At 41.4% G+C, this 22593-nt stretch carries 16 protein-coding genes; 7 read left to right on the top strand and 9 right to left on the bottom strand.

All coding sequences use genetic code 11. The features are described from left to right. Window positions 1-377 precede the first annotated feature (377 nt). A complete protein-coding gene (locus tag DXB63_RS08210; protein ID WP_122125927.1) occupies window positions 378-4535 on the bottom strand; it encodes a T9SS-dependent choice-of-anchor J family protein in 4158 nt (1385 codons plus the stop codon). A gap of 111 nt (window positions 4536-4646) precedes the next feature. Here DXB63_RS08210 and DXB63_RS08205 point away from each other — a divergent pair, with 111 nt between their 5' ends. Further along, entirely contained in the window at window positions 4647-6365 is a 1719-nt protein-coding gene (locus tag DXB63_RS08205; protein WP_122125926.1) for a hypothetical protein, read from the top strand. Between the two features lie 5 nt (window positions 6366-6370). On the opposite strand, the gene DXB63_RS17915 is transcribed toward DXB63_RS08205, so the two are convergent. After that, window positions 6371-6541 carry a hypothetical protein gene (locus tag DXB63_RS17915; protein WP_158563656.1) on the bottom strand — a complete coding sequence of 57 codons (171 nt, stop codon included), beginning with the start codon at window positions 6539-6541 and terminating at the stop codon, window positions 6371-6373. 72 nt (window positions 6542-6613) lie between these two features. Between DXB63_RS17915 and DXB63_RS08200 the strand changes: the two genes are divergently transcribed. Together DXB63_RS08200 and DXB63_RS08195 are read left to right on the top strand one after the other, a co-directional pair. Then, a complete protein-coding gene (locus DXB63_RS08200) occupies window positions 6614-7240 on the top strand; it encodes a M23 family metallopeptidase (protein ID WP_369869589.1) in 627 nt (208 codons plus the stop codon). Window positions 7241-7247: 7 nt separating this feature from the next. Further along, a complete protein-coding gene (locus tag DXB63_RS08195) occupies window positions 7248-7439 on the top strand; it encodes a hypothetical protein (RefSeq protein WP_122125924.1) in 192 nt (63 codons plus the stop codon). A 181-nt stretch (window positions 7440-7620) separates the two neighbouring features. Here DXB63_RS08195 and DXB63_RS08190 read toward each other — a convergent pair whose 3' ends face one another. The 4 genes from DXB63_RS08190 to DXB63_RS08175 all read right to left on the bottom strand — a co-directional run bounded on the left by DXB63_RS08190 (window position 7621) and on the right by DXB63_RS08175 (window position 11630). Beyond that, window positions 7621-8796 carry a phosphoribosylaminoimidazolecarboxamide formyltransferase gene (locus DXB63_RS08190; RefSeq protein ID WP_122125923.1) on the bottom strand — a complete coding sequence of 392 codons (1176 nt, stop codon included), beginning with the start codon at window positions 8794-8796 and terminating at the stop codon, window positions 7621-7623. A 121-nt stretch (window positions 8797-8917) separates the two neighbouring features. After that, window positions 8918-9958, bottom strand: coding sequence for a recombinase RecA (gene recA, locus DXB63_RS08185; RefSeq protein ID WP_122125922.1), 1041 nt, complete (start codon window positions 9956-9958; stop codon window positions 8918-8920). Window positions 9959-9973: 15 nt separating this feature from the next. Beyond that, window positions 9974-10420, bottom strand: a complete 447-nt coding sequence (gene bcp / locus DXB63_RS08180; protein WP_199604180.1) for a thioredoxin-dependent thiol peroxidase — start codon at window positions 10418-10420, stop codon at window positions 9974-9976. 16 nt (window positions 10421-10436) lie between these two features. Continuing rightward, window positions 10437-11630 carry a saccharopine dehydrogenase family protein gene (locus tag DXB63_RS08175; RefSeq protein WP_122125920.1) on the bottom strand — a complete coding sequence of 398 codons (1194 nt, stop codon included), beginning with the start codon at window positions 11628-11630 and terminating at the stop codon, window positions 10437-10439. 173 nt (window positions 11631-11803) lie between these two features. Between DXB63_RS08175 and DXB63_RS08170 the strand changes: the two genes are divergently transcribed. After that, window positions 11804-12625: an META domain-containing protein gene (locus tag DXB63_RS08170; RefSeq protein ID WP_122125919.1), complete on the top strand. Its 822-nt coding sequence runs from the start codon at window positions 11804-11806 to the stop codon at window positions 12623-12625. A 69-nt stretch (window positions 12626-12694) separates the two neighbouring features. On the opposite strand, the gene DXB63_RS08165 is transcribed toward DXB63_RS08170, so the two are convergent. Both DXB63_RS08165 and DXB63_RS08160 read right to left on the bottom strand, forming a co-directional pair. Then, the gene (locus DXB63_RS08165; protein ID WP_122125918.1) at window positions 12695-13687 is read right to left on the bottom strand and encodes an iron ABC transporter permease; all 993 of its coding nucleotides are present in this window, start codon (window positions 13685-13687) and stop codon (window positions 12695-12697) included. Continuing rightward, a complete protein-coding gene (locus tag DXB63_RS08160) occupies window positions 13684-14808 on the bottom strand; it encodes an ABC transporter substrate-binding protein (protein WP_122125917.1) in 1125 nt (374 codons plus the stop codon). Before DXB63_RS08160 ends, DXB63_RS08165 begins: the two co-directional genes overlap by 4 nt. A 490-nt stretch (window positions 14809-15298) precedes the next feature. On the opposite strand from DXB63_RS08160, the gene dnaK reads away from it, so the two are divergent. Next, window positions 15299-17212: a molecular chaperone DnaK gene (gene dnaK, locus DXB63_RS08155; protein WP_122125916.1), complete on the top strand. Its 1914-nt coding sequence runs from the start codon at window positions 15299-15301 to the stop codon at window positions 17210-17212. A 74-nt stretch (window positions 17213-17286) separates the two neighbouring features. Here dnaK and DXB63_RS08150 read toward each other — a convergent pair whose 3' ends face one another. After that, window positions 17287-18135 carry an AraC family transcriptional regulator gene (locus DXB63_RS08150; protein WP_233522826.1) on the bottom strand — a complete coding sequence of 283 codons (849 nt, stop codon included), beginning with the start codon at window positions 18133-18135 and terminating at the stop codon, window positions 17287-17289. Between the two features lie 248 nt (window positions 18136-18383). Here DXB63_RS08150 and DXB63_RS08145 point away from each other — a divergent pair, with 248 nt between their 5' ends. Together DXB63_RS08145 and DXB63_RS08140 are read left to right on the top strand one after the other, a co-directional pair. Continuing rightward, entirely contained in the window at window positions 18384-19565 is a 1182-nt protein-coding gene (locus tag DXB63_RS08145; RefSeq protein WP_122125914.1) for a DUF4925 domain-containing protein, read from the top strand. A gap of 25 nt (window positions 19566-19590) precedes the next feature. Then, window positions 19591-22428 (top strand): TonB-dependent receptor, encoded by a 2838-nt coding sequence (locus DXB63_RS08140; protein WP_122125913.1) that lies wholly within the window; start codon window positions 19591-19593, stop codon window positions 22426-22428. Window positions 22429-22593: the final 165 nt, after the last annotated feature.

Raw genomic sequence — 22593 nt, 5'->3', positions numbered from 1 at the left:
ATCCGCCCAATCTGTGTCCTCCGCGAACCTTCGTTCTTAGAGAAAAAAGTTTTAGGTGTAGATAATGCGATTTGAGCAGGGAGCTCTGTAGAAGAATATAAGAACCGGGTTCGCTGATAACGCCGACCGGGCGGATGAAGGCGGATTAAAAATAATTCATCCGCCCAATCCGTGTCCTCCGCGAACCTTTGTTCTTAGAGAAAAAAGTTTTAGGTGTAGATAATGCGATTTGAGCAGTGAACTCTGTAGAAGAATATAAGAACCAGGTTCGCTGATAACGCCGATCGGGCGGATAAAGACGGATTTAAAATAATTCATCCGTCCTCATCCGCCCAATCCGTGTCCTCCGCTAACCTTCGTTCTTAGAGAAAGAACTTTTACTTCACTACAAACTTCAACGTCTTCGTTCCTTTATCTGTCTGCACACGTGCCATATAAACGCCTGTCGGGTAAGCGGTCAACGGGATACGATAATAATCTGTTCCTATTGTGCCGGAGTCATATAACTGCTGCCCGGAAATATTGTAGAACCTTACTCCGATAATCGGTGAGCCGGAAGTGATGCTTAACATCCCGTCGGTAACAGACAGCAGCACGTCCGTCGTTTCTTCTGTACTGTCAATACCTACTGCGCCGCTCTTCACCTGAATGTCGTCTACCATCATGACTACTCCTTCAATTGTCGGGCTGATGTATTGTAGGGCTACATATATTTCTTTATGGTCGTAAGCGCTGAGGTCTACCGTCACCTTCGTCCAATCCACCGGAGCCTCTCTTTCACCTCCGATCAGACGGAAGCTGTCAAAGTTGTCGTCCGTGTCGGAGACGTATAGCTTGTAGCGTTCTAACTTAGAACTTGGGCTTTCCAGCTTATGAGTCTTTACGTAAAGCTCCAGTGAAGATGGTGTATCCAACTTCAATTTCGGTGAAATGAGCCAAGTATCGCTAGCGTAAATCTCGTCGCTCGAAATGTATGCCGGTACGAACGCTGCGCCGAAACGTTTACCCGAATGGGGGAAGAATCCCGGGACATTCAAATCAGCCGTCATCGGAGGGGTAGTAGCTTCGATATTGAAAGCAATAAATCCGACAGGTGCTTCATTGTGTGGATAATCAAACTGCCACCATGCATTTGTAGGCAAGCCTAGACGATTTACCGTCCACCATTTCGGATTGAACTCGTGGTCTGTATCAAAGTCATCGCAAGACTCGAAATCAAGACTGTATGGGCTTGCTTCGGCAACAGAAGTTAATATACGTGTCACGGCATTGTCTCCCGGGTTTTCATCACCTGTCACAGTAGCTGTCACGGTCAGTGTATATTCTCCCGGTGTGGAGAGATTGACTCCCTCGAACGTCACCGTCTTCTTCGAGTAGGATTCCAAATCAAGGGTTACCGTTTTATCAACACCCTTTGTCTGACAGCGTACAGTGATGCCGGATGCTGCTTCCATACCCGTATTTTCCACGATGGCTTCCACTGTTTCTACAGAAGAGAACAAAGCTTTCGTTTTCACAGGTTTGGTAATTTCCGTCACGGCTACATTCTTCTTGTATGCCTTAGCATTATGTCCGAAGTTGGCGCGCACCACGATATTGCCGTATCCTGCCATCAGATGCAGAGTACCGTCCACGTTTTGGTAGAATGAGCTGTTTTCTCCAAGTTCATAAGCAAGACCAATGTTGTTCATGCTAAGCTGGCGTACTTCAAAATAATACTTGCCCGGTTCCAATATGCGGGGTGTGAAGTAAATCTGTCGTAAGCCGCCTTTGCCTTCACGTTCAAAGGTTTTGGAGTAAAGTTCCTTGTCGAGTGTCTTTCCGTCCGCCTTGAGGCTATATACGGCGACACCCATGTCCACCGGTACATAATAGTTATCCTGTGCTAATCCTACGGTGAGTGAAGTTAGCGTATCCCTCTCCGACAGCGTATATACATTACCGAAATAGGCAGTCTGTCCGCTAAGTCCTGTTCCCAGAATAAATTCGTTGGTCTGTTCGGTGGCAAAAACGGTATCCGTGACATGCACTTCGGGCAATATCCGTGTATTATCTTCCATGTAACTGTCCGTTTCGTTCATTTCCGCCTTTATGCTCAAGTCTGCCAGATGATCTCCTATCTTCATGGCGGGTAATGTGCCGTGTACGGACAATGTGCTTGTTGCCGAAACATCAAGTGTGGAAATCGCTTCGGAAGTGAATAACCGGGTTGCGTCTTTGTTGACAGAAAACTTCACGCCGGTTAACTGGGCAGTACCTCTGTTTTCTACTCCGACAGTATAAGTCCCTTCCCTATTGGCATGATTTACCGGTGTGTAAGGAGCCAGCGGAGAAGCTACATCAGTGATTCGTATATCATGTTCATATACTTCGGATACGGTAAGTTGGTAAAGAGACACCAATGTATTAGCGTCTTCCGAAATGTCCACAATGGCGATGCTGTAGTTGCCGGGTTCCTCAGGAGTAACGCTGAATTCCGTTTCTACTTCGCCGGAGATTTCCTTGTCCTCATAAACTTTGGTCCATGTAGACACATCCGTTCCAGGCTTTCCGTAAGCGATATAAAGGGCGGACGGTGTGAAGAAGAGGCCTCCTCTGTAGGCTATCTTTACACGGAACGGGTGGTTGAAGGTGAAACAACGGGAGAGCAGTCCGTTCTCTACTCCTCCTTTAACACAACTGTAGCAACCTCCAAACGGCTCATATCTCCATGCGTTTTCCGACATTGGTGCCCAGTTACCCTCTATACCCTCGTCCAAGTAAAAGTCCGTTACTGCCGGAAACTCGGTTATCGGTGCGTAGTGTTCCACAGAAGCAGTCTGCTCGTCCGCATTATTACCCGTTTGCGCCTTTACAGTTACGTCATACTTACCCAAGTCGAGGAAGTTGGCAGGCGTGTCAAAGTAGAAAGATTTCGTAGCATCTGATTCCAGTCCTTCCGTAAAGGTCTGCTTAACAGGCGCCTTGTTATTAACTGTATAGGTCAGGTCGATAGATTCTGCCGGCCCCGTGCCGTTATTTATCAATCGGACACCGATTTGTGACTGTTCGGATAAATCACAGTTGGAGTAAGGCAATAATATTTTCTCGATGGCGATGTCCGGGTATGTTTCGTAAATACCGCGGTCGATCAATATATCGTCAAGGTAGAGGCTTGCGCCATCAACGGTCTTCAAGTGGAAAGCAAAATAGTAAACACCGCTTTGTTCTACTTTAAAGTTAATAGCTTTCAGGAGCCAATCTCCATTTTTTACGGTATAGTCTCCGATTATCGTCATCGATTCTACATTCGTCGTATTGCCGTAGCGCACATCCAGTAACTCTGGCATACTGGCAGAACCGGCTTTAACGTAAAATATGATATGATTGTCGCCGCTTTCCAAACGGATAGGTGAAGATAGCAAATAGTCGTCGTTTTCCGGACTGTAAGAAGAACATTGGGCGGCACCCGGTTCGCCACTGTGTGTATCCCAGCTATTATATTGCCAGTAACAGTAATCGTCGTTCGCATTGATTACCGTCCAGTCAAATGGGAAGTCCTCTTGCGAAGAGAAGTCATACGTATATGGCAATGAAGCAGCACCGATATGCCTGCACTTTCCCTCTTTGGCGTCATTATACGGAATTAAATCGCCTGCCAGGCTTGTGTAAGCCTTTATCGTATAGAGCTTTTCTGCAGATAGATCTGCTTTCGTATTGAAGGTATAATCAGCCGTAGCTCCGGCAGCTATTGTACCGGTATAGGTTTCTTGTACCGGGTTTCCACCATTCACCTGATAGCAGACCGGGAAGTTGGAAATTGCCGATGTTCCCCGATTAGCTATTTTAACAGAGATAGTCTCTGTAGCGGTGAGATCCATACTGCTTGCCGGGAGTGTCACGGCTACAACAGCGGCATCTACATCTGTATATGGAATCGCTACGTCTTCCATTCCCATATCACCGCTTTCCAACGTGATGAGGAAGCGGTACGTATAGCCGCCTTTGAAGTAGAAATCGTCAAAACGTCCGAATTCACCTTTGGCAAATGATATGCCTTCGCGCGGGAACGGGCACGTTATCATATAATCATACGTTCCTTCGGGAATCAGTACGGTTCCTTCACCGTCCACGATTACTGCTTTTGTGTCAGGATCTGCCTCAGCATTTTCTGGAATCTTGTATTTGAATGCATCATACGAACCTCCGTTATACTCGTATGAGTCGCCGTCGAACAGTTCTCCGTATGTATTGTGCTTGTCGTCCAATAGCATCTGATAGCCTATCATACCATAGCCCATCACATCGTGTGCCTCCAGAATGATTTCTACCTTATCCGCAGGAACGTTGGCGTTCTTCACCCTTTGGGCGGATTTGATGATCTGTGCCCGGTTATGCTTATACAATCCGATGGATTGCTTGGTAAATCCGGTTAGCACCGTTCTACTCGGAGCAGGAGTCTTTTCCCTAGTTTCTCCTAATTGTTTGAACTTCGTTTGTGCCGTCAGCCCTACTGAGCAACACATCATTAATAATAGGAATAAAATCTTTCTCATAGATAATCTTTTTAGTGATTGTTGAGGCAAATATAGAAAATACGTCTATACAGACCTGAAAAAGTATATAGACAAATCATGTACATAATCTCTTTTTTATATATTTGCAGTATGAAAGCATACATTCTTTTATTATTAACGGCATTTTACTTTCAATCGGTAACAGCAGACAATATTGCCTATAAGTGGGAGCCTATCGACAAAGAATTTGATGCATTGGCATTGCAATGTGAGGAAGTCGCTTTCGTTGATCAGGGAAGAAGTGATTTGTATCAGCAGATAAAAACTATGTACCGGATAGCCGGCGAGAGACAAAACCGGCAGTTGCAGGCGCGGGCTTATTATTGGGAAGCATGGATACAGGCTGTGAACGATTTGGATTCTGCCGCATTGTTGGTTGATAAGGCTATTGCGTTGACGGATACCGTCAGGTATGAATATGACTATGCGCACATGCAGCTCGTTGAGATGAGCCTATTGCGAAATAGAGGAAAGTGGCTTCAAGCATATATGCTCGGACAAAAACTAGAACCGGTGTGGAAAAAATACGATGACCTTTTCTATTTGGGCAAGACTTATGTACAAATCGGTGTTACCCTACGTGAATTGCAGGAATATGAGATGGCGCTCAGCTATTTGAAGAAAGCGGAAAATGCATTTAAAGAGGTGGCGAGTACGCACTGCGAAATTAAAAATCGTATCAACATTAGTAATACATTATATAATCTAGGGCGGGAAGCGGAAGCATTGGAAATTCTGAAAGCACTGGTAGAGAATCCGGTTGCCAGGCAAGACACAAGCTATTTGATCAATGTCATGGTTTCCCTCTTCAGTGTGTCCGATATGCAAGAGAAGCAATACGCGCGGGAGGCCTATCGACTGGCTCGAGAAAGCGACAGTCAACTATTAATCGACATTACCTCGATTTCTATGGGAGCACTCATGCTAAAGGATAATAAGAATGATAGTGCGTTAACTTATTACTATCAGGCTTATTGGGATATCATGGGATCGAATAATAATGCGACAGATATGTTTCCTATATTATATGGAATGTCCGAAGCATACAGCAGATTGAACCGTTCGGATAGCGCCTACCATTACCTGAAAGAATTAGAGGTGTACCGCGACTCTTTCCTTGCGTACGATAAGATCATGCAGGTCAACCGGATGGAAAGTCGTATCACTATTGAGAAATATCAATCGGAAATAATGCAAGCCAAGGAAAATGCCGTCTTGCAAAAGCGAATAACCGTAATCAGCGTTATGGCGCTTACTCTTTTGCTGTTTCTCATTACCTACATCCTTCTGCTCTCACGGAAAAAAGAGAAGATGAAAAAGCAGTTGAAAGAAACGGAGAACCGGGAACTTATGTTGCAAAACAACCAGTATGAGATAGAACTGAACCTAAAAAACCGAGAATTGACCTCTAATACACTGATTATTACCGAGAAGAACCAGTCGCTGAAAGGATTGATTCATGAGATAGAAATATTGGGAAAAGAAGGCAAAATACCTGCCAAGGATGAATCTGTATTGAAGAAGAAGATTAAAGAACATTTGGACCAAAGAGACGAATGGCAATATTTTAAGATACATTTTGAGAATGTCAATCCGAATTTCTTCACCAAATTGAAAGAAACTTTTCCTTCTTTGTCCGAGAATGACCTGAGGTTCTGCGCCTATATCCGCATCGGAATGAGTACGAAGGAGATTGCACAAATTCTTTCCGTGCTGCCCGATACCGTTATCACAACGCGCTACCGCCTGCGGAAAAAGATGGAATTAGGGCAAGACAGTTCGTTGGAAGATTTCTTGCGGACATTTTGATCGGTCTATGTGGAAATCTTGTTTTTGACTCCGATATCCGGGAGGGTTGTCACAGGAATGTAATATAAATCGATGATGCCATTCTTTTTGAAGAAGAAGTTTTTAGTCAGCTTTCCAATCTTTTGATTTGCGGTATTGGTTGTGTAATTGGAGGTAGGATGATTCTTAAAGTTCATATCCGTTTTGCCGCAGCTTCCGTTTTTTATCCTTATCTTTGCCCCATAGATAAAAAATGATTCATGAAAATAATATATAGTATCGGTCTTGTATTTGCTTTGTTGCTGTTTGGCAGTATGCAGGCAAAGGAACCGGTAAAGCAGACGTTTACCCCGATGGAACTTGCCCATATCAGCGCAAAGACGCAGGGCTTGTTCGTTTCCGGTAATAAATTGGAGATTCATTTGGATGCTCTTTCGGAAAAGGATTATTGCTTTCCGTTGGCCGGTGCAAAAGTCATATCCGACTATGGCGGAGTGGGAAATCGTAAACGTCATAGCGGCGTAGATTTGAAAACCCGTGCCAATGATACGATCCGTTGTGCTTTTAATGGCATCGTGCGTATGTCAAAACCCTATTATGCTTATGGGAATGTGGTGGTAGTACGGCATTCCTCCGGTTTGGAAACGGTTTACAGTCATAATTCAAAGAATTTGGTGCATTCCGGAGATACGGTTCATGTAGGTCAGCCTATCGCCCTTACCGGACGTACGGGTAGAGCTACTACCGAGCACCTGCATTTTGAAACTCGTATCAATGGTGAACATTTTAATCCGCATATCATTTTTAGTATGAAGAATCATACCTTGCGCAAAGAGTGCGTTTGTTGCACCAAGTCGGCTCAAGGGATTATTGTTAAACCGATATTATCTAAATAATAACTATATGGAGATAGAAAAAGCAATAACGGAAGGCATTGTTTTCAAAGGTGGCAAGAGCTCGCCCGGTGGGAAGAAAGATGAAAAAGTGAAGACGAAAGCTAAAAAGAAAACTTACATAACCGGTCTGCACGGTTCCGGTTCGGCAAAGATGAAAGAGGAATATCGTCGTAAAAGGGCCAATCGTCATAAAAAATAAGTTGGTCGAAGTAACTGAGGATAGAGCTTAACTAATAGCACCTTCTATAAGATCGTGAAATGGCTGAAAGGAGATAGAATCTGTTACTAACGTATTCGTTTGCATTTTGATTCTTATTCCTTTCAGCCATTTACTTGATAATTGAAAAATAGTTTCTTAGAAGAAATATCTTGATAAGGAATTAATGATGGAACAAGCGAACACCTGTAAATGCCATTGTAATACCATATTTATTACAAGTATCTATCACATGATCATCACGTACCGAACCTCCTGCTTGTGCAATATATTCCACACCACTTTTATGCGCCCGTTCTATGTTGTCACCAAATGGGAAGAAAGCATCAGAACCTAATGCCACACCTTTAAGCGTATTCAACCATGTCCGTTTTTCTTCACGGGTGAGGACTTCCGGCTTTTCAGTAAAGAACTGTTCCCAAATGCCATCGGCAAGAACATCCTCATAGTCGTCAGAGATGTAAACGTCAATCGTGTTGTCTCGGTCTGCACGGCGAATCTTTTCCTTAAATGGCAGATTCATAACTTTCGGGTGTTGACGTAAATACCAGATATCAGCTTTGTTTCCGGCAAGACGAGTACAATGGATGCGGCTTTGTTGTCCTGCGCCAATGCCGATAGCCTGTCCGTCTTTTACATAACAAACGGAATTGGACTGCGTATATTTTAAGGTGATGAGTGCAATGATCAAATCTCGTTTTGCTTCCTCCGTAAATGATTTGTTTTGAGTTGGGATATTAGCGAGTAGTGACTTATCCAGTTTTATTTCGTTACGTCCTTGTTCGAATGTGGTACCGAAAACATCTTTGTGCTCAATGGGAGCAGGGAGATAATTCGGATCTATTTTTATAACATTATAGGTCCCTTTACGTTTGGCTTTTAAAATATCCAACGCTTCAGGAGTATAACCCGGGGCAATTACTCCATCGGATACTTCCCGATTGATTAAGCGTGCGGTTGCTTCGTCACAAATATCGCTTAAAGCGATGAAATCTCCGTAAGAAGACATACGGTCTGCTCCGCGTGCCCGTGCGTAAGCGGTTGCCAGTGGAGATAATTTTAAGTCGTCCACAAAATATATTTTCTTTAGAGTATCGTTCATATCGATACCTACGGCTACGCCTGCCGGACTGACATGTTTGAAAGAAGCCGCAGCCGGAAGTCCTGTAGCTTCTTTAAGCTCTTTTACAAGCTGCCAACTATTGAAAGCGTCCAGAAAGTTGATATAGCCCGGACGTCCGTTTAATACTTCAATTGGTAATTCTCCTGCTTGCATGAAGATGCGGGACGGCTTTTGGTTTGGATTGCAGCCGTATTTCAATTCTAGTTCTTTTGCCATATTAATCTCGTTTATAGTTGCTTGCAAAGGTAATAAAATTATTAACAGCAAGAATAAAAATAGGATTGCCTCTTTTGAAGCAACCCTATAATCGTTTATTTCAATTATTAATAAAATAGCTTTATGCTTTCTTTTCTTTCAATTTATCTGCAATAAGCTTTTCTAATTCTTCCGCCAATTCCGGGTTATCTTTGATGCAAACCTTTGCCGCATCACGACCTTGCCCTAATTTTGTATCATTATAGCTATACCATGAACCGCTTTTTTTGATGATTCCAAGATCAGTTCCCAAGTCGATAATTTCACCGGAGCGTGATATCCCTTCCCCGAACATAATGTCGAATTCTGCACGACGGAAAGGAGGTGCGACTTTGTTCTTTACAACTTTTACTTTTGTTTGTTTTCCGATCACTTCATCACCGTCTTTAATAGGCTGTGAACCACGTATATCCAAACGTACGGAAGCGTAGAACTTTAAAGCATTACCACCGGTAGTTGTTTCCGGATTCCCGAACATTACACCGATCTTTTCACGTAATTGGTTGATGAAGATACAGGTCGTTTTGGTCTTACTGATGGCGGAGGTCAGTTTACGAAGTGCCTGTGACATCAGGCGAGCCTGCAAACCCACTTTATTTTCTCCCATGTCTCCTTCTATTTCCGCTTTAGGGGTTAAAGCTGCAACAGAGTCAATTACAACCAAATCAATCGCAGAAGAACGTATCAGTTGTTCCGCTATTTCTAATGCTTGTTCACCATTATCGGGTTGTGAAATATATAAATTATCTACATCTACGCCCAGTCCTTTTGCATAAAAACGGTCAAAAGCATGTTCTGCATCGATAATGGCGGCAATGCCTCCCATTTTCTGTACTTCTGCGATGGCGTGTATGGCGAGTGTCGTTTTACCGGAGGATTCGGGACCGTATATTTCTATAACTCTTCCACGCGGGTAACCGCCCACTCCCAATGCTACATTCAGTCCGACAGAACCAGTTGGGATAACTTCTATTTCTTGTATCCGGTCATCGCCAAGCTTCATGATAGAGCCTTTTCCAAAACTCTTTTCAATCTTGTCCATGGCGGCTTGCAGAGCTTTTAGCTTTTCGCTTGAACTTGTATTTGAATCAAAAGCCAATTCGTCTGTTTCTTTTTTAGCCATAAGTTAAGTAATGTATTATATAATTTGTTGAGCGTGTTCTTTTACCTTTATTTCTTTTGGAGTAATGATACGCTCAATCACACCTTCTTCATTAATTATAAATGTAGTACGGAAAGTACCCATATATTTACGTCCGTACATACTTTTTTCTCCCCACACACCGAATTGTTCCACTAATTTTTTATCTGTGTCTGCAATTAAAGTAAACGGAAGCTCATTCTTCTCAATAAACTTCTGGTGTGATTTCTCGTTATCTACGCTTACGCCTATTACTTCATACCCCGCTTTACGTAGGTCTGCATAATTGTCACGCAGATTGCAAGCTTCGGCAGTACAGCCTGATGTGCTGTCTTTAGGATAGAAATAGAGTACGATTTTCTTTCCTTTGTAACTGCTAAGGCGTATTTCCTCGCCTTCCTCATTTATTCCCAATATCTCGGGAGCTTTATCTCCTATATTCATCATTTAAAATATCATTTTACAGTTCCAAATCTCCGTCAATTACTTCATGCCAAGGTAATCCTTGCTTGTTTAATTGTTCCATGAATGGATCCGGATTAAATTCTTCTACATTCCATACACCCGGACGTTTCCATAAACCTTTCAGGAACATCATGACACCGATCATAGCCGGAACTCCGGTCGTGTAGCTTACTCCCTGCATTCCTGTTTCTTTATAGGCTTCCTGATGACTACAGTTGTTATATACATAATATGTGCGCTCTTTGCCATCTTTGATACCACGTATACGGCAACCAATGGAAGTTTCTCCTTCGTAGTTCTCCCCTAAATCCTGCGGATTCGGAAGTACAGCCTTTAAGAATTGTAATGGAACTATTTTTGTTCCGTTATAATCGATTTCATCAATACGTGCCATACCGATATTTTGTATTACACGTAGATGGGTTAAATATTCTTGCCCGAAAGTCATCCAGAAACGTGCCCGTTTGATTGTTGGGAAGTTCTTGACTAATGATTCCAGTTCTTCATGATACAATAAATAAGAATCACGAGGGCCGATATTAGGGTAAGTCAAATCTTTATGTATTTCCAATGGAGCTGTAGTTACCCATTTCCCGTCTTGATAATAACGTCCGTTCTGGGTAATCTCGCGGATGTTGATTTCCGGATTGAAGTTCGTAGCAAATGCTTTATGGTGATTACCGGCATTACAATCCACGATGTCCAGATATTGGATTTCATCGAAATAGTGCTTTGCAGCGTAAGCAGTGTATATACCACTTACTCCCGGGTCGAAACCACAACCTAAAATTGCTGTCAGTCCGGCATCTTCAAAACGTTTTTTGTAGGCCCATTGCCAGCTATATTCGAAATGTGCTTCGTCTTTGGGTTCATAGTTTGCAGTATCCAAGTAGTTAACTCCGGCTTTCAGACAGGCTTCCATAATGGTAAGGTCTTGATATGGAAGTGCCACATTAATAACGATTTCGGGTTTGAAACTATTAAACAATGCAACAAGTTCATCTACATTGTCAGCGTCTACTTGTGCTGTCTTAATATTAGGATTACCGATTGCTTTTACTATTGCGTCGCATTTGGATTTGGTGCGGCTGGCAATCATAATATCTGTAAATATATCGGCGTTTTGTGCCACTTTATGTGCAACTACGGTTCCTACACCGCCTGCACCAATAATTAGAACTTTACCCATTTAAAGTGTACTTTAATTGTTTTAATATTGATAACCGAGCAAAGATAATTAAATAAATTGAAGAATAAGTAGTAATAAGATGGATAAGAATATTTAACGGGGGCTTTTAACATTTGCCGGGATTAATCTTTATCTTTGTGACATATTATTTAAACTAAACAAAAAAAGTGACTATGAAGAAATTGATTTATTCAGTAGGTATCATGTGTTTGGGCGTTATGATAGCGTCATGTGGCTCTAGTAAGAAAACGGCTTGTCCGGCTTCTTTAAACGGAGAATGGAATATTGTTGAAGTAGAAGGAAAGACGATTAGTCCGGAGAATGAGCAACCTGTTCCCGTTATCGGCTTTGATTTTGAAGCAAAACGAATTTATGGAAATAGCGGATGTAACCGTATGATGGGTACTTTTATGGTTGATTCTTTGAAACCGGGTGTACTGCATTTCGGACCGATTGCCGGAACTCGTATGGCATGTCCGGATATGACGACGGAACAAAGTGTTCTTGGCGCATTGGAAAAAGTTAATTCTTTTGAAGTTATATCTTGTGATAAAAAAGAGGATGCTGCTTGTAAGGTGGCCCTCTGTGATAAAGATGGAAATAAAGTTGTTGTGATAGAGAAGAAGGAAGTAGAGAAAACTCCTGTAACAATGGCTTCATTGAATGGGGAGTGGTTGATAAAAACAGTGAACGGTGCTCCTGTCGGCAAGTCGGAAAAGATACCTTTCATCGGTTTTGATACGACAGAAGGTCGCGTGTATGGTACGGCGGGATGTAACTCTATAAACGGTGCGATAAAGCCGGATGAAAATAATCCGACAGCTATCGATTTAGGTCGGCTCGCTACTACCATGATGATGTGTGCGGATATGGAAACAGAAACTGCAGTATTGGGAGCATTGAATACGGTAAAGAGCTTTAATGTATTGGAAGACGGCACGCTTGCTTTCTATAATGCTGATGGTGAAGAAGTGATGACATTGAATAAGAAGTGATTGTGATATTTGTTTCATTCGGAACTTGTTATATGGCTTGCTAAGGCTGTATAACAAGTTTTTTATGCCTTATAGATTCTTATTCTTCATTATAATCCAAATGATAATCGGTGCTCCGAAAAGGGCTGTTACCGAATTGATAGGCAGTGTTCCTTGACTGCCGGGCAGTTGTGATATTAAGTCGCAGATGAGCATGATTATGCTTCCGCAAAGGATGGAGCCCGGTATTGTGATACGATGGTTGGACGAATGAAACACGCCTCGTGCAATATGGGGAACTGTTACTCCGATAAAAGCAATAGGCCCAGTGAAGGCGGTGGATGTACCTGCCAGCAATGCGGTAGCCAATATAATCCATAGACGGGTATGAAAGACGGAAATACCCAATCCGGTTGCATAATTCTCTCCCAATAGCAGAACATTCAATCGTTTTTGTAGCAAGAATGCAATGACTATACCGGCTATTGTTACGGGTGCCATGATGCTCATATAAGTCCAGCTGACGGATGAAAGACTTCCGAATGTCCATGTAATGAATAGCTTTAGTGTATCCGGATTACTGGTACTTTGCAAGATGCTGACGATTGCTCCGGCAAAGTTTCCGAACATCATACCGATAATCAGCAGGGAAACGGTTTGCGGTATCTTGACGGAAACCAATATAACCAATAATAATACAAGAACCGCTCCTATGATAGCCGCTGAAATTTGTCCCCAACCTGTTAAGATGAAAAAAGGCACGGCAGAAGTAGTCAGTGTGAGTAATGCGACACCAAGACTGGCCCCGGAGGTGACACCCAGCACATCCGGTCCGGCAAGTGGATTACGGAAAAGCGTTTGCATCAATATTCCGGCAACGGAAAGCGAGGTTCCTGTCAATATGGCGGTCAGAGCCTTGGGCAGCCGGTGGTTTAATATGATTTCTTTGTAGACAATATTATCGCTACTACCTGTCAGGGCTGCCCATACTTCGGAAAACGGTAACCGGACGCTTCCGAGTAAAATGTCGAAACAGAAAGTGACAAGTAGTATTATGATTAGTAAAAAGAAAGTTTTTTTCATTTCAGTTTTTGCATATAAAACAATTCATAATCGGGAAGCAACTCCGGATGAAAAACCTTTATCATATCGGATAATAATAAGTCCGGTCGTGCCACCGCACTTTCCCAGTAGTCACTTCCTCCCGTAGCATTCATACGTTTGTTGTAATTATACACATTCCCGTTTTTGAATGCTTTAAACAACCTGTATTTGTCGTCGGATTTTCCCAATTCTTCCAATGTATTTGCTTGAACGCCCACCCAAATATCTGCATTACTGAAATTAACCAGTGCGTTTTCCATATTGGAAGGAATACTTCCCGGAGTGCTGTCATTTGCGTAAAAATAGTTACCGCCTGCATCCCGGAATAAATGAGCATTAAAACTTTGTCCGCCGGGCATAGACCATGTTCCCCTAAAATCCTGTCCGGACATAATAGTGGGAGTATAAGTAAGGCTTTCTGCTTTAGTCCTCAGGGTGTTATAATTCTTTTCGACATTATTGAAAAGGCTGTCTGCAAGCGTCTCTTTATCAAAAAATGCTCCGATAAATTTAATCCATTCGGCGCGTCCCAATAGCGATTTCTCTTGCCATTCTATGTTATATAATATTGTTAACCCGGCTTGTTCCATCCGTTTGCTGTTTTCATCTTTCGCATTGTAGGCAGATGTCATGATGGCTTGGGGATGGAGCATTAGTAGATTTTCTATGTCCAGATTGAACGCATCTCCCAAATCTTTTATCTTTCCTTCACTGACCCCTTGGAGAATAAAAGGATTATAAATAAAATTGGCATTGCATACGCCTGTTACTTTGTCGATGACTCCCAGGAGTTGAAGAAATTCCAGTTGGGTGGCAGAGTTCGACACCATGGATTGCAATGGTATTTGTACCTTTTTTCCGTCTTTTGGAACAGTTTCATCTGCATCCTTCACCAGATAATAGCGATCATAAATTGCACCTTCTTCCCATGGATTTAGCACCGTGATGACTGTGTATTTAGCTGTCTTTCCTATTGTGAAACCTTGTGCATATTTGAAACTGACGGGTTCACCCAAGGCAGATGAATTGTCTTTTGCCTGTTTGTGAACGCATGAAATAAACAATAAAAGAGTTAATAATGAGTAATATAAGGCTTTCATACTGTTTTGTTTTCTTTTTTGCAAAGATATACTTTTATTCCGGAAATACGATGCTGTCGTTCGGCTTGTTTCGCCCTGTTTCTCGAATCGTTTGCCCAAGCCCGTTCTGTCGTTTACCCCTGCCCAAACGATAGGTTCTCCTTGCCGAAACGATCCGATTGTCAGGGTGAATGGAGAAAGCTATCGGTATCTTTGTCACTCCTTCGTAAAGGGATGTTTTATTAGAACTTTACCCCATATATTTATGTAAATAAATATATGGGGTAAGATACTTATTTTAATAGCTGTTTGGTTGGTCGCATAACTGACATAAAGGCAGAGTTGCTGTCAGAAACTTCCGGCTTTCTTTTTTATTGTAAACTGTTTTTCTGGTTTGGCATAAGGTTTGTGAAAAGTAAGACGTGCGATTGTTCTAAAAGTATAGAACTAGAATGAACAATCTCACACGAGAACCGTTTTTTTGAATAAATAATTAAAAATACATACGATCATGGGAAAAATTATTGGAATTGACTTAGGTACTACGAACTCTTGCGTTTCCGTATTTGAAGGAAACGAACCGGTAGTTATAGCAAACAGTGAAGGTAAGCGTACTACTCCTTCTATTGTGGCTTTTATAGATGGTGGCGAACGTAAAGTGGGTGATCCTGCAAAACGTCAGGCTATCACTAACCCTCAACGTACTATCTTCTCTATCAAACGTTTCATGGGTGAAAACTGGGATCAGGTGCAGAAAGAAACAGCACGTGTACCTTATAAAGTAGTAAAAGGTGATAATAATACTCCGCGAGTTGATATCGACGGACGTCTTTATACTCCGCAGGAAATTTCTGCAATGATTCTTCAGAAGATGAAGAAAACAGCAGAAGATTATTTGGGACAAGAGGTGACAGAGGCCGTTATCACAGTGCCTGCATATTTCTCTGACTCTCAGCGTCAGGCTACAAAAGAAGCCGGACAGATTGCCGGATTAGAGGTAAAACGTATTGTTAATGAGCCGACTGCCGCTGCTTTAGCTTATGGTGTGGATAAGGCAAACAAAGATATGAAGATTGCAGTGTTCGACCTTGGTGGTGGTACATTCGATATCTCTATTCTTGAGTTCGGTGGTGGCGTGTTCGAAGTTCTTTCTACAAACGGTGATACTCACCTTGGTGGTGATGACTTTGACCAAGTTATCATTGACTGGTTGGCAGAAGAGTTTAAAAAGGACGAAGGTGCTGATCTGAAAGCTGACCCGATGGCATTGCAACGTTTGAAAGAAGCAGCAGAAAAGGCTAAGATAGAATTGTCTTCTTCTACTTCTACAGAAATCAACTTGCCGTATATCATGCCGGTTGCAGGTGTTCCAAAACACTTGGTTAAGACGTTGACCCGTGCTAAATTCGAATCTTTGGCTCATGGTTTGATTCAGGCTTGTCTTGAACCTTGTAAGAAAGCAATGAGCGATGCAGGTCTGTCAAATGCAGATATTGATGAAGTAATCCTTGTGGGTGGTTCATCCCGTATACCTGCCGTACAGGAACTGGTTCAGAACTTTTTTGGAAAGACTCCTTCCAAGGGTGTTAATCCGGATGAAGTTGTAGCAGTAGGTGCAGCCGTTCAGGGTGCTGTTTTGACAGATGAGATAAAGGGTGTTGTCTTGTTGGATGTGACTCCGTTGTCAATGGGTATCGAAACACTTGGCGGAGTAATGACTAAATTGATTGATGCCAACACAACTATTCCTGCACGTAAGAGCGAAACATTCTCTACTGCAGCTGATAATCAGACAGAAGTTACGATCCACGTTCTTCAGGGAGAACGCCCGATGGCTGCTCAAAACAAGTCAATCGGTCAGTTTAACCTGACAGGTATCGCTCCTGCACGTCGTGGTGTTCCTCAGATCGAGGTTACATTCGATATTGATGCTAACGGTATCTTGAAAGTATCAGCAAAAGATAAAGCAACAGGTAAGGAACAAGCTATCCGTATCGAGGCTTCATCAGGTTTGAGCAAAGACGAAATCGAGAAGATGAAGGCTGAAGCTGAGGCTAATGCAGAGGCAGATAAGAAAGAACGTGAGAAAATCGATAAGTTGAATCAGGCAGATAGTGTTATCTTCCAAACTGAAAATCAGTTGAAAGAATTAGGAGATAAACTTCCTGCAGACAAGAAAGCTCCTATTGAAGCTGCTTTGCAAAAATTGAAAGATGCTCACAAGGCTCAGGATTTGGCAGGTATTGATGCTGCTATCGCAGAAGTAAATACGGCTTTCCAGGCTGCAAGTGCTGAAATGTACGCTCAAAGCGGTGCACAAGGTGGAGCACAGGCCGGTCCTGATATGAATGCCGGACAACAGCAAGGCGGTTCTTCAAAGCAAGATGAAAATATTCAGGATGCTGACTTTGAGGAAGTGAAATAAGACTGAAAAATAACTATTTTATAGAATGGCTGTGGACGATGAGTTCACGGCCATTTTTCGTATAATGTAAACTCTCAGCTTCTTCTATATTCCTGAGGTGTCGAACCGGTATGGCGTTTAAAGTATTTGCTGAAAAAAGCAGAATTCCCGAATCCTAATGAATTGGCTATTTCTTTGATGGAGAACTCGGTTGTTCTTAGTTGTGTCTTGGCATCCATGACAATCGTTGCCGCTATTATATCCGACGGAGTATGTCCGGAGGCCTTTTTGATGGAGTTACAAAAGTAGGGTAAGGTCAATCCCATACATTTGGCATAATATGTTACATCGTGCTCTTCCTTGTATTTCTTTAATACGAATAATAAGAATCTTTTATAGATATTATTTTCTCGTGTTACAGGGATGGATTCCCATGAACTCTGTGATTGATATAATTCACAGGCTCCTTGAGTAAATAGAAATGAAATAGCTTTTATCATTTCTTTATTTCTAAGTAGATCTTGTAAGGGATATGCGTCAATAAAAGCTTTATATATATTCTCAAAGACAGATGTATTGGCTGGTGGAATCGGAAGAACCGGATTTTCAAGAATGGTCAGCAGCAGGTTCTGCGTAAAGTTCATCGGATTGAAAATGGAAATAAATTTAGATGAAAATCCGGCAACGTAAAGTTTGATATCAGATGATACGTTATGAATCTGTATGAAACTGCCCGGTAGTAATGTTATAAAATCATTCGCTTTTACTGTATATTCGGATAGATTGATGGTAGCTTGTATAGTACCTTTTGTACAAAGAATAAATAATCCGGCCTTGATTTTACAGGGGAACCTCCCGTATTGGTTTAAGAGTTTTCCGGTTATGTTACTCATAATGATATAATCGACAGGCAAGTCAAATTTAGGAATTTCCGTTTTCATCATGACATCTGTTTTATTGGTTACAAATATATTTATAATCTGCTAAAATCAAACTTCTTGCTGTATAAAATCAAATTTGATTCATAAAAATAGAATAATTTGAAATATATTAGTGCTGGTTAAGGTGTTGTTTACTCTGTTTTGTGGAAGATATATTAAAAATAGAATACTTTTCATAATGCTGGATATTGCTTGAGTTAAATAAAGCAGCGAACTTTGTAGCGATTATAAAACTATAATTTGGACTGATTATGATGAAAAAGAAAAAATGGCAGAGGTTTATATTTGCGGTTTGTTTCATCGGGTTATTTACCGCTTGTGAAAATGACGATTATAATGGACCTGAACCGGATGAAGTGACGGCTAACTATTCTAATAAATTGGCGAATGGAGCAGAAGCTAATTTAGCATTGACTTATAGTGGGAATGAGTTGATAGGAAAAAGTGTGTATTTTAAAACAAGAGATGCTAAAACAGCGGAAATTACACTTCTAGATATAGTTCCCGGAGAGCGGGAAGCCTCTCTGACGAATGTTGCTCTTATTCCGGTTGCAGAAGGGTATACTTTTTCTGGGGATGTAACCAGTTCTACAAGTTGTAGTTTTCACTATACCGGAAAGGTGGAAAAAGGAAAATTGACAATTGATCTGAGTAATGTGCAGTTGCCTGCTAATTTGATTACCACCCAAAGAACCTGGCATACAATACCCTATACTCTCACTGAAACAACAAATATAGATCCGGAAACAGGTCTTGAGTATACCGATGAAATGCATGGGGTGCATTTTCATTCGGATAATAAATTGGCATCTTCCTATACGAATCTTCTTGAGGTTATCGGAGGTAATATCTTGGGCTCGGTACTTCGTAACGTGTATTTCAATCAAGATGGAAATATTACGGCACTTTATGCTTCCATGCCTCAAGTGAATAATTTTGCGGGGTATCTTATGCCATTGCCTATTCGACCGGAAAGTGATTATAGTTTGTCTCCGCTTAATCTGGCAACTTATTATGTGAAAGACCATTCTCTTTACGTCGTTCCCAATATCGATATGATAATCAGACTGATACAGTCTAATGCTGCCGAATCTCGCGCTACTTCCATCTCTGAATGGGAAGAAATCTATCGGTTGATAAATAGATGGACAACGACAGGTATCCGTTTAAATATTGTTGACGACATAAAACCGGAAGTAATATTCGAAGGTTTTGTTATCAAACATATAGGAGATATGATTCTCTATTTAGATAAGGATGAAGTGGGAATACTTTTCAAATTACTCCCATTATTGAAAGATGCAGTTCAGGATCTTCCTATGAAAGATATATTGATTCCGATGATCGATGGATTGAGTACAGGGCTGATTGATTCGGAGGAGTTTGAACTTGGGATTGTTCTTTCTAAGTCGTCCATGATATCAGAAAAATAGAAACTACTAAATAAAAATTGAAGAAATGAGAAAAATATATGCTATAATCGCCATTATGATGTGCTTCAGCGGCAGTTGTTTCGCACAAACATTAAAAGGGTATATTTATGATGCCGAGACCAGTGAGCCGTTAGTGGGTGCCACTGTTTCTTATAAACTTCATGGAAATCAAGGGGTAATTTCAGATGCGAACGGAGCGTATGAAATAAAACTGCCCGAAGGGGGAGTTGACTTGGTATTCAGCTATATTGGCTATGAAGATGTCTTGATGCCGATGGTTGTTAGCAAACGAGAAGTTTTAGTTAAAGACATTTATATGAAAGAAAGTGCCAAGCTATTGCAAGAAGTGGTGGTTAGTGCCGGACGATTCGAACAGAAGCTGAGTGATGTTACTGTTTCTATGGATGTTATTAAATCAGCGGATATTGCCCGTCAAGCTCCGGTTGATATTACTACAACTTTGCAAACTCTTCCCGGCATTGATATCGTAGATAAGCAACCTAGTATTCGTGGGGGAGGCGGTTGGACCTATAGTGTCGGAGCTCGTAGTCAGATATTGGTGGATGGAATGAGTACATTGAATCCTCAAACAGGTGCAATTAACTGGAATACCATACCTTTGGAAAATGTAGAGCAGGTAGAAGTGATTAAAGGAGCATCCAGTGTGCTCTATGGCTCTTCGGCATTGAATGGCATTATCAATGTACGTACGGCACGTCCGGAACTTACGCCGAAAACTCGTATCAGTGCTTATGTGGGTATTTATGGTGATCCTTCTAATGAGGATTATCAATGGAGTGATAAAGGATTTTGGAAAGATGGGAAATATGCTGTTAAGCCTTTGCTGAGGAATAATATATTAAGTGGAGTGCGTAATCCTGTTTATGAAGGTTATGATCTTTCTCATAGTCGCCGTATCGGTAACTTCGATGTATCAGGAAGCATGAATCTCTTTACAGATGAGAGCTATCGCCAACAGAGTTATAACAAACGTTTCCGTGTCGGTGGTAATCTGACTTATTTTCAACCGGATATGGGAATGAAAACTTTGAACTATGGTTTCAATATTGATTTCCTGTCAAATCAATATGGTGATTTCTTTATCTGGCGTTCTCCGAAAGAACCTTATCGTCCTTCACCTTTTACAAATATGGGACGTGAGGAGAATAATTTTCATATTGATCCTTTCCTGAACTTTACTAATCCGGAAAAAGCTATCACCCATAAAGTTAAAGGACGTTTCTACTATAGTAACAGTAATATAATGAAACCGACACAAGGTGCTTCCATTACAGATATTCTTGGTAATATGGGTACGGATGTGCAAGCTATACAGAATATTGCAAATGGTGATATGAGTGTCTTGTATCCGGTTATTCAGCCTGCTTTACAAGGGGATTTGAGTGGTTTGGTCGATGGTTTGTTCACTTCGTTGAGTACGGTTTTCCCTACTGCTACTACCGCTGATTATTGTGATTTGATTTCTTGGGTAATGAATAACGGATTGCCGAAAGATTTAGGTTCTGCTTTGCAAGGTAATCTGCCGAGTGACCTTGTGCCGTGGTTGTCCGGTGTTATCAATCCTTCACGCAATGATGTACCGACAAAAACTGATAGTAGTTATGATTATTATTTGGATTATCAGTTTGGTAAAAAGTTTAATGGAGGTGCACAGTTGACGGCAGGACTTACTTATGAACATATTCGGCATTATTCCGGTACAATGGAAGAGGTGCATAATAGTGATAATGCAGCTCTCTATTTGCAATATGACCAGCGTTTCTGGGATCGTTTGAGCGTTTCTGCCGGTGTCCGTGCTGAATATTTTCGTGTAGATAGCCATTATAGAGAAGCAGAAACAAAGGTCTTTGGTACAAAAATTCCGGTTCGTCCTGTTTTTCGAGCCGGATTGAACTACCAATTGGCGGATTATAGTTTTATCCGTGCCAGTTTCGGGCAAGGATATCGTAACCCTTCTATTGTTGAAAAGTATTTCCTCAAAAATATTGGTGGGGTAAGCATCTATCCGAATCTTGACTTAAAACCGGAAAAAGGATTCAATGCGGAATTAGGATTTAAGCAAGGTTATAAGTGGGGTAATCTGAAAGGTATGTTTGATGTCGCCGGATTCTATACACAATATAATAATATGATTGAGTTCCAGTTCGGGCTGTTTGATAATTCAAATAATCGGATGATAAATAGCATGGACGATGCTTGGCATATGCTAATGGGCGGACAAGGTTTTGGGGTTGGAGCACAATTTCATAACGTATCCAAAGCACAGATCTATGGTGTTGAAGTAGGAACATCCGGAGAGTATGCTTTTAATAAGAATACGAAACTGCTTTATAATCTGGGCTATGTTTATTTAGAACCCCGTGATGCTGACTATAAGGCACGTAAAGCGATGGAAGATACCTATACAGATCCGTTGCAGATGAAAGAGAAGAGTAATGATTCTCCTTATTTGAAATACCGTCAGAAACATACGGCTAAAGCAACGCTTGATTTTCAGTGGAAGCGTATAAACTTAGGGGTAAACATGGCTTGGAAGAGTAAGATGAAAGCGGTGGACTATATAATGCTGGATGAACGCGAAAAACCGTTTGCTCAACCTGATATTATGGATTATGTACGTACTATTCTGTTTGGAAATGTAGATGGCGAAAGTCTGGCGACTTATTGGAAAAAACATAATACGGACTACTTTACGATGGATTTACGCTTTGGCGTGAAAGTAACAAAGGAAGTTGCTTTCCAGTTTATGGTTAATAATCTGCTGAATAAAGAATATAGCTATCGCCCAATGGCATTGGCTCCTCCCAGGACATTTGTGGTTAAATTAGACCTTACATTATAATTTATAGTAAAGAGAATATGGAATAGACCATATTCTCTTTTTTCTTTTTCTTCAATTACTTCCGCTACTTCCCTAAAGGCAAATCTGCCACTACTCTTTGATTAGGAACATTTATTTTAATTAGAAACTTTTGGAATAACCAATATTTACCCGTAAACAGATAAA

It is taken from the genome of Bacteroides sp. OM05-12, assembly GCF_003438995.1.
Taxonomy (GTDB): Bacteria; Bacteroidota; Bacteroidia; order Bacteroidales; family Bacteroidaceae; genus Bacteroides.
Note: the sequence above shows the minus strand (reverse complement) of the source record. Positions and strands in the feature narration are given on the sequence as shown.

Coding starts and splice junctions, on each gene's coding strand:
- DXB63_RS08210 (WP_122125927.1), bottom strand. CDS start 4,535: ATGAGAAAGATTTTATTCCTATTATTAATGATGTGTTGCTCAGTAGGG.
- DXB63_RS08205 (WP_122125926.1), top strand. CDS start 4,647: ATGAAAGCATACATTCTTTTATTATTAACGGCATTTTACTTTCAATCG.
- DXB63_RS17915 (WP_158563656.1), bottom strand. CDS start 6,541: ATGAACTTTAAGAATCATCCTACCTCCAATTACACAACCAATACCGCA.
- DXB63_RS08195 (WP_122125924.1), top strand. CDS start 7,248: ATGGAGATAGAAAAAGCAATAACGGAAGGCATTGTTTTCAAAGGTGGC.
- DXB63_RS08190 (WP_122125923.1), bottom strand. CDS start 8,796: ATGGCAAAAGAACTAGAATTGAAATACGGCTGCAATCCAAACCAAAAG.
- recA (WP_122125922.1), bottom strand. CDS start 9,958: ATGGCTAAAAAAGAAACAGACGAATTGGCTTTTGATTCAAATACAAGT.
- bcp (WP_199604180.1), bottom strand. CDS start 10,420: ATGAATATAGGAGATAAAGCTCCCGAGATATTGGGAATAAATGAGGAA.
- DXB63_RS08175 (WP_122125920.1), bottom strand. CDS start 11,630: ATGGGTAAAGTTCTAATTATTGGTGCAGGCGGTGTAGGAACCGTAGTT.
- DXB63_RS08170 (WP_122125919.1), top strand. CDS start 11,804: ATGAAGAAATTGATTTATTCAGTAGGTATCATGTGTTTGGGCGTTATG.
- DXB63_RS08165 (WP_122125918.1), bottom strand. CDS start 13,687: ATGAAAAAAACTTTCTTTTTACTAATCATAATACTACTTGTCACTTTC.
- DXB63_RS08160 (WP_122125917.1), bottom strand. CDS start 14,808: ATGAAAGCCTTATATTACTCATTATTAACTCTTTTATTGTTTATTTCA.
- dnaK (WP_122125916.1), top strand. CDS start 15,299: ATGGGAAAAATTATTGGAATTGACTTAGGTACTACGAACTCTTGCGTT.
- DXB63_RS08150 (WP_233522826.1), bottom strand. CDS start 18,135: ATGATGAAAACGGAAATTCCTAAATTTGACTTGCCTGTCGATTATATC.
- DXB63_RS08145 (WP_122125914.1), top strand. CDS start 18,384: ATGATGAAAAAGAAAAAATGGCAGAGGTTTATATTTGCGGTTTGTTTC.
- DXB63_RS08140 (WP_122125913.1), top strand. CDS start 19,591: ATGAGAAAAATATATGCTATAATCGCCATTATGATGTGCTTCAGCGGC.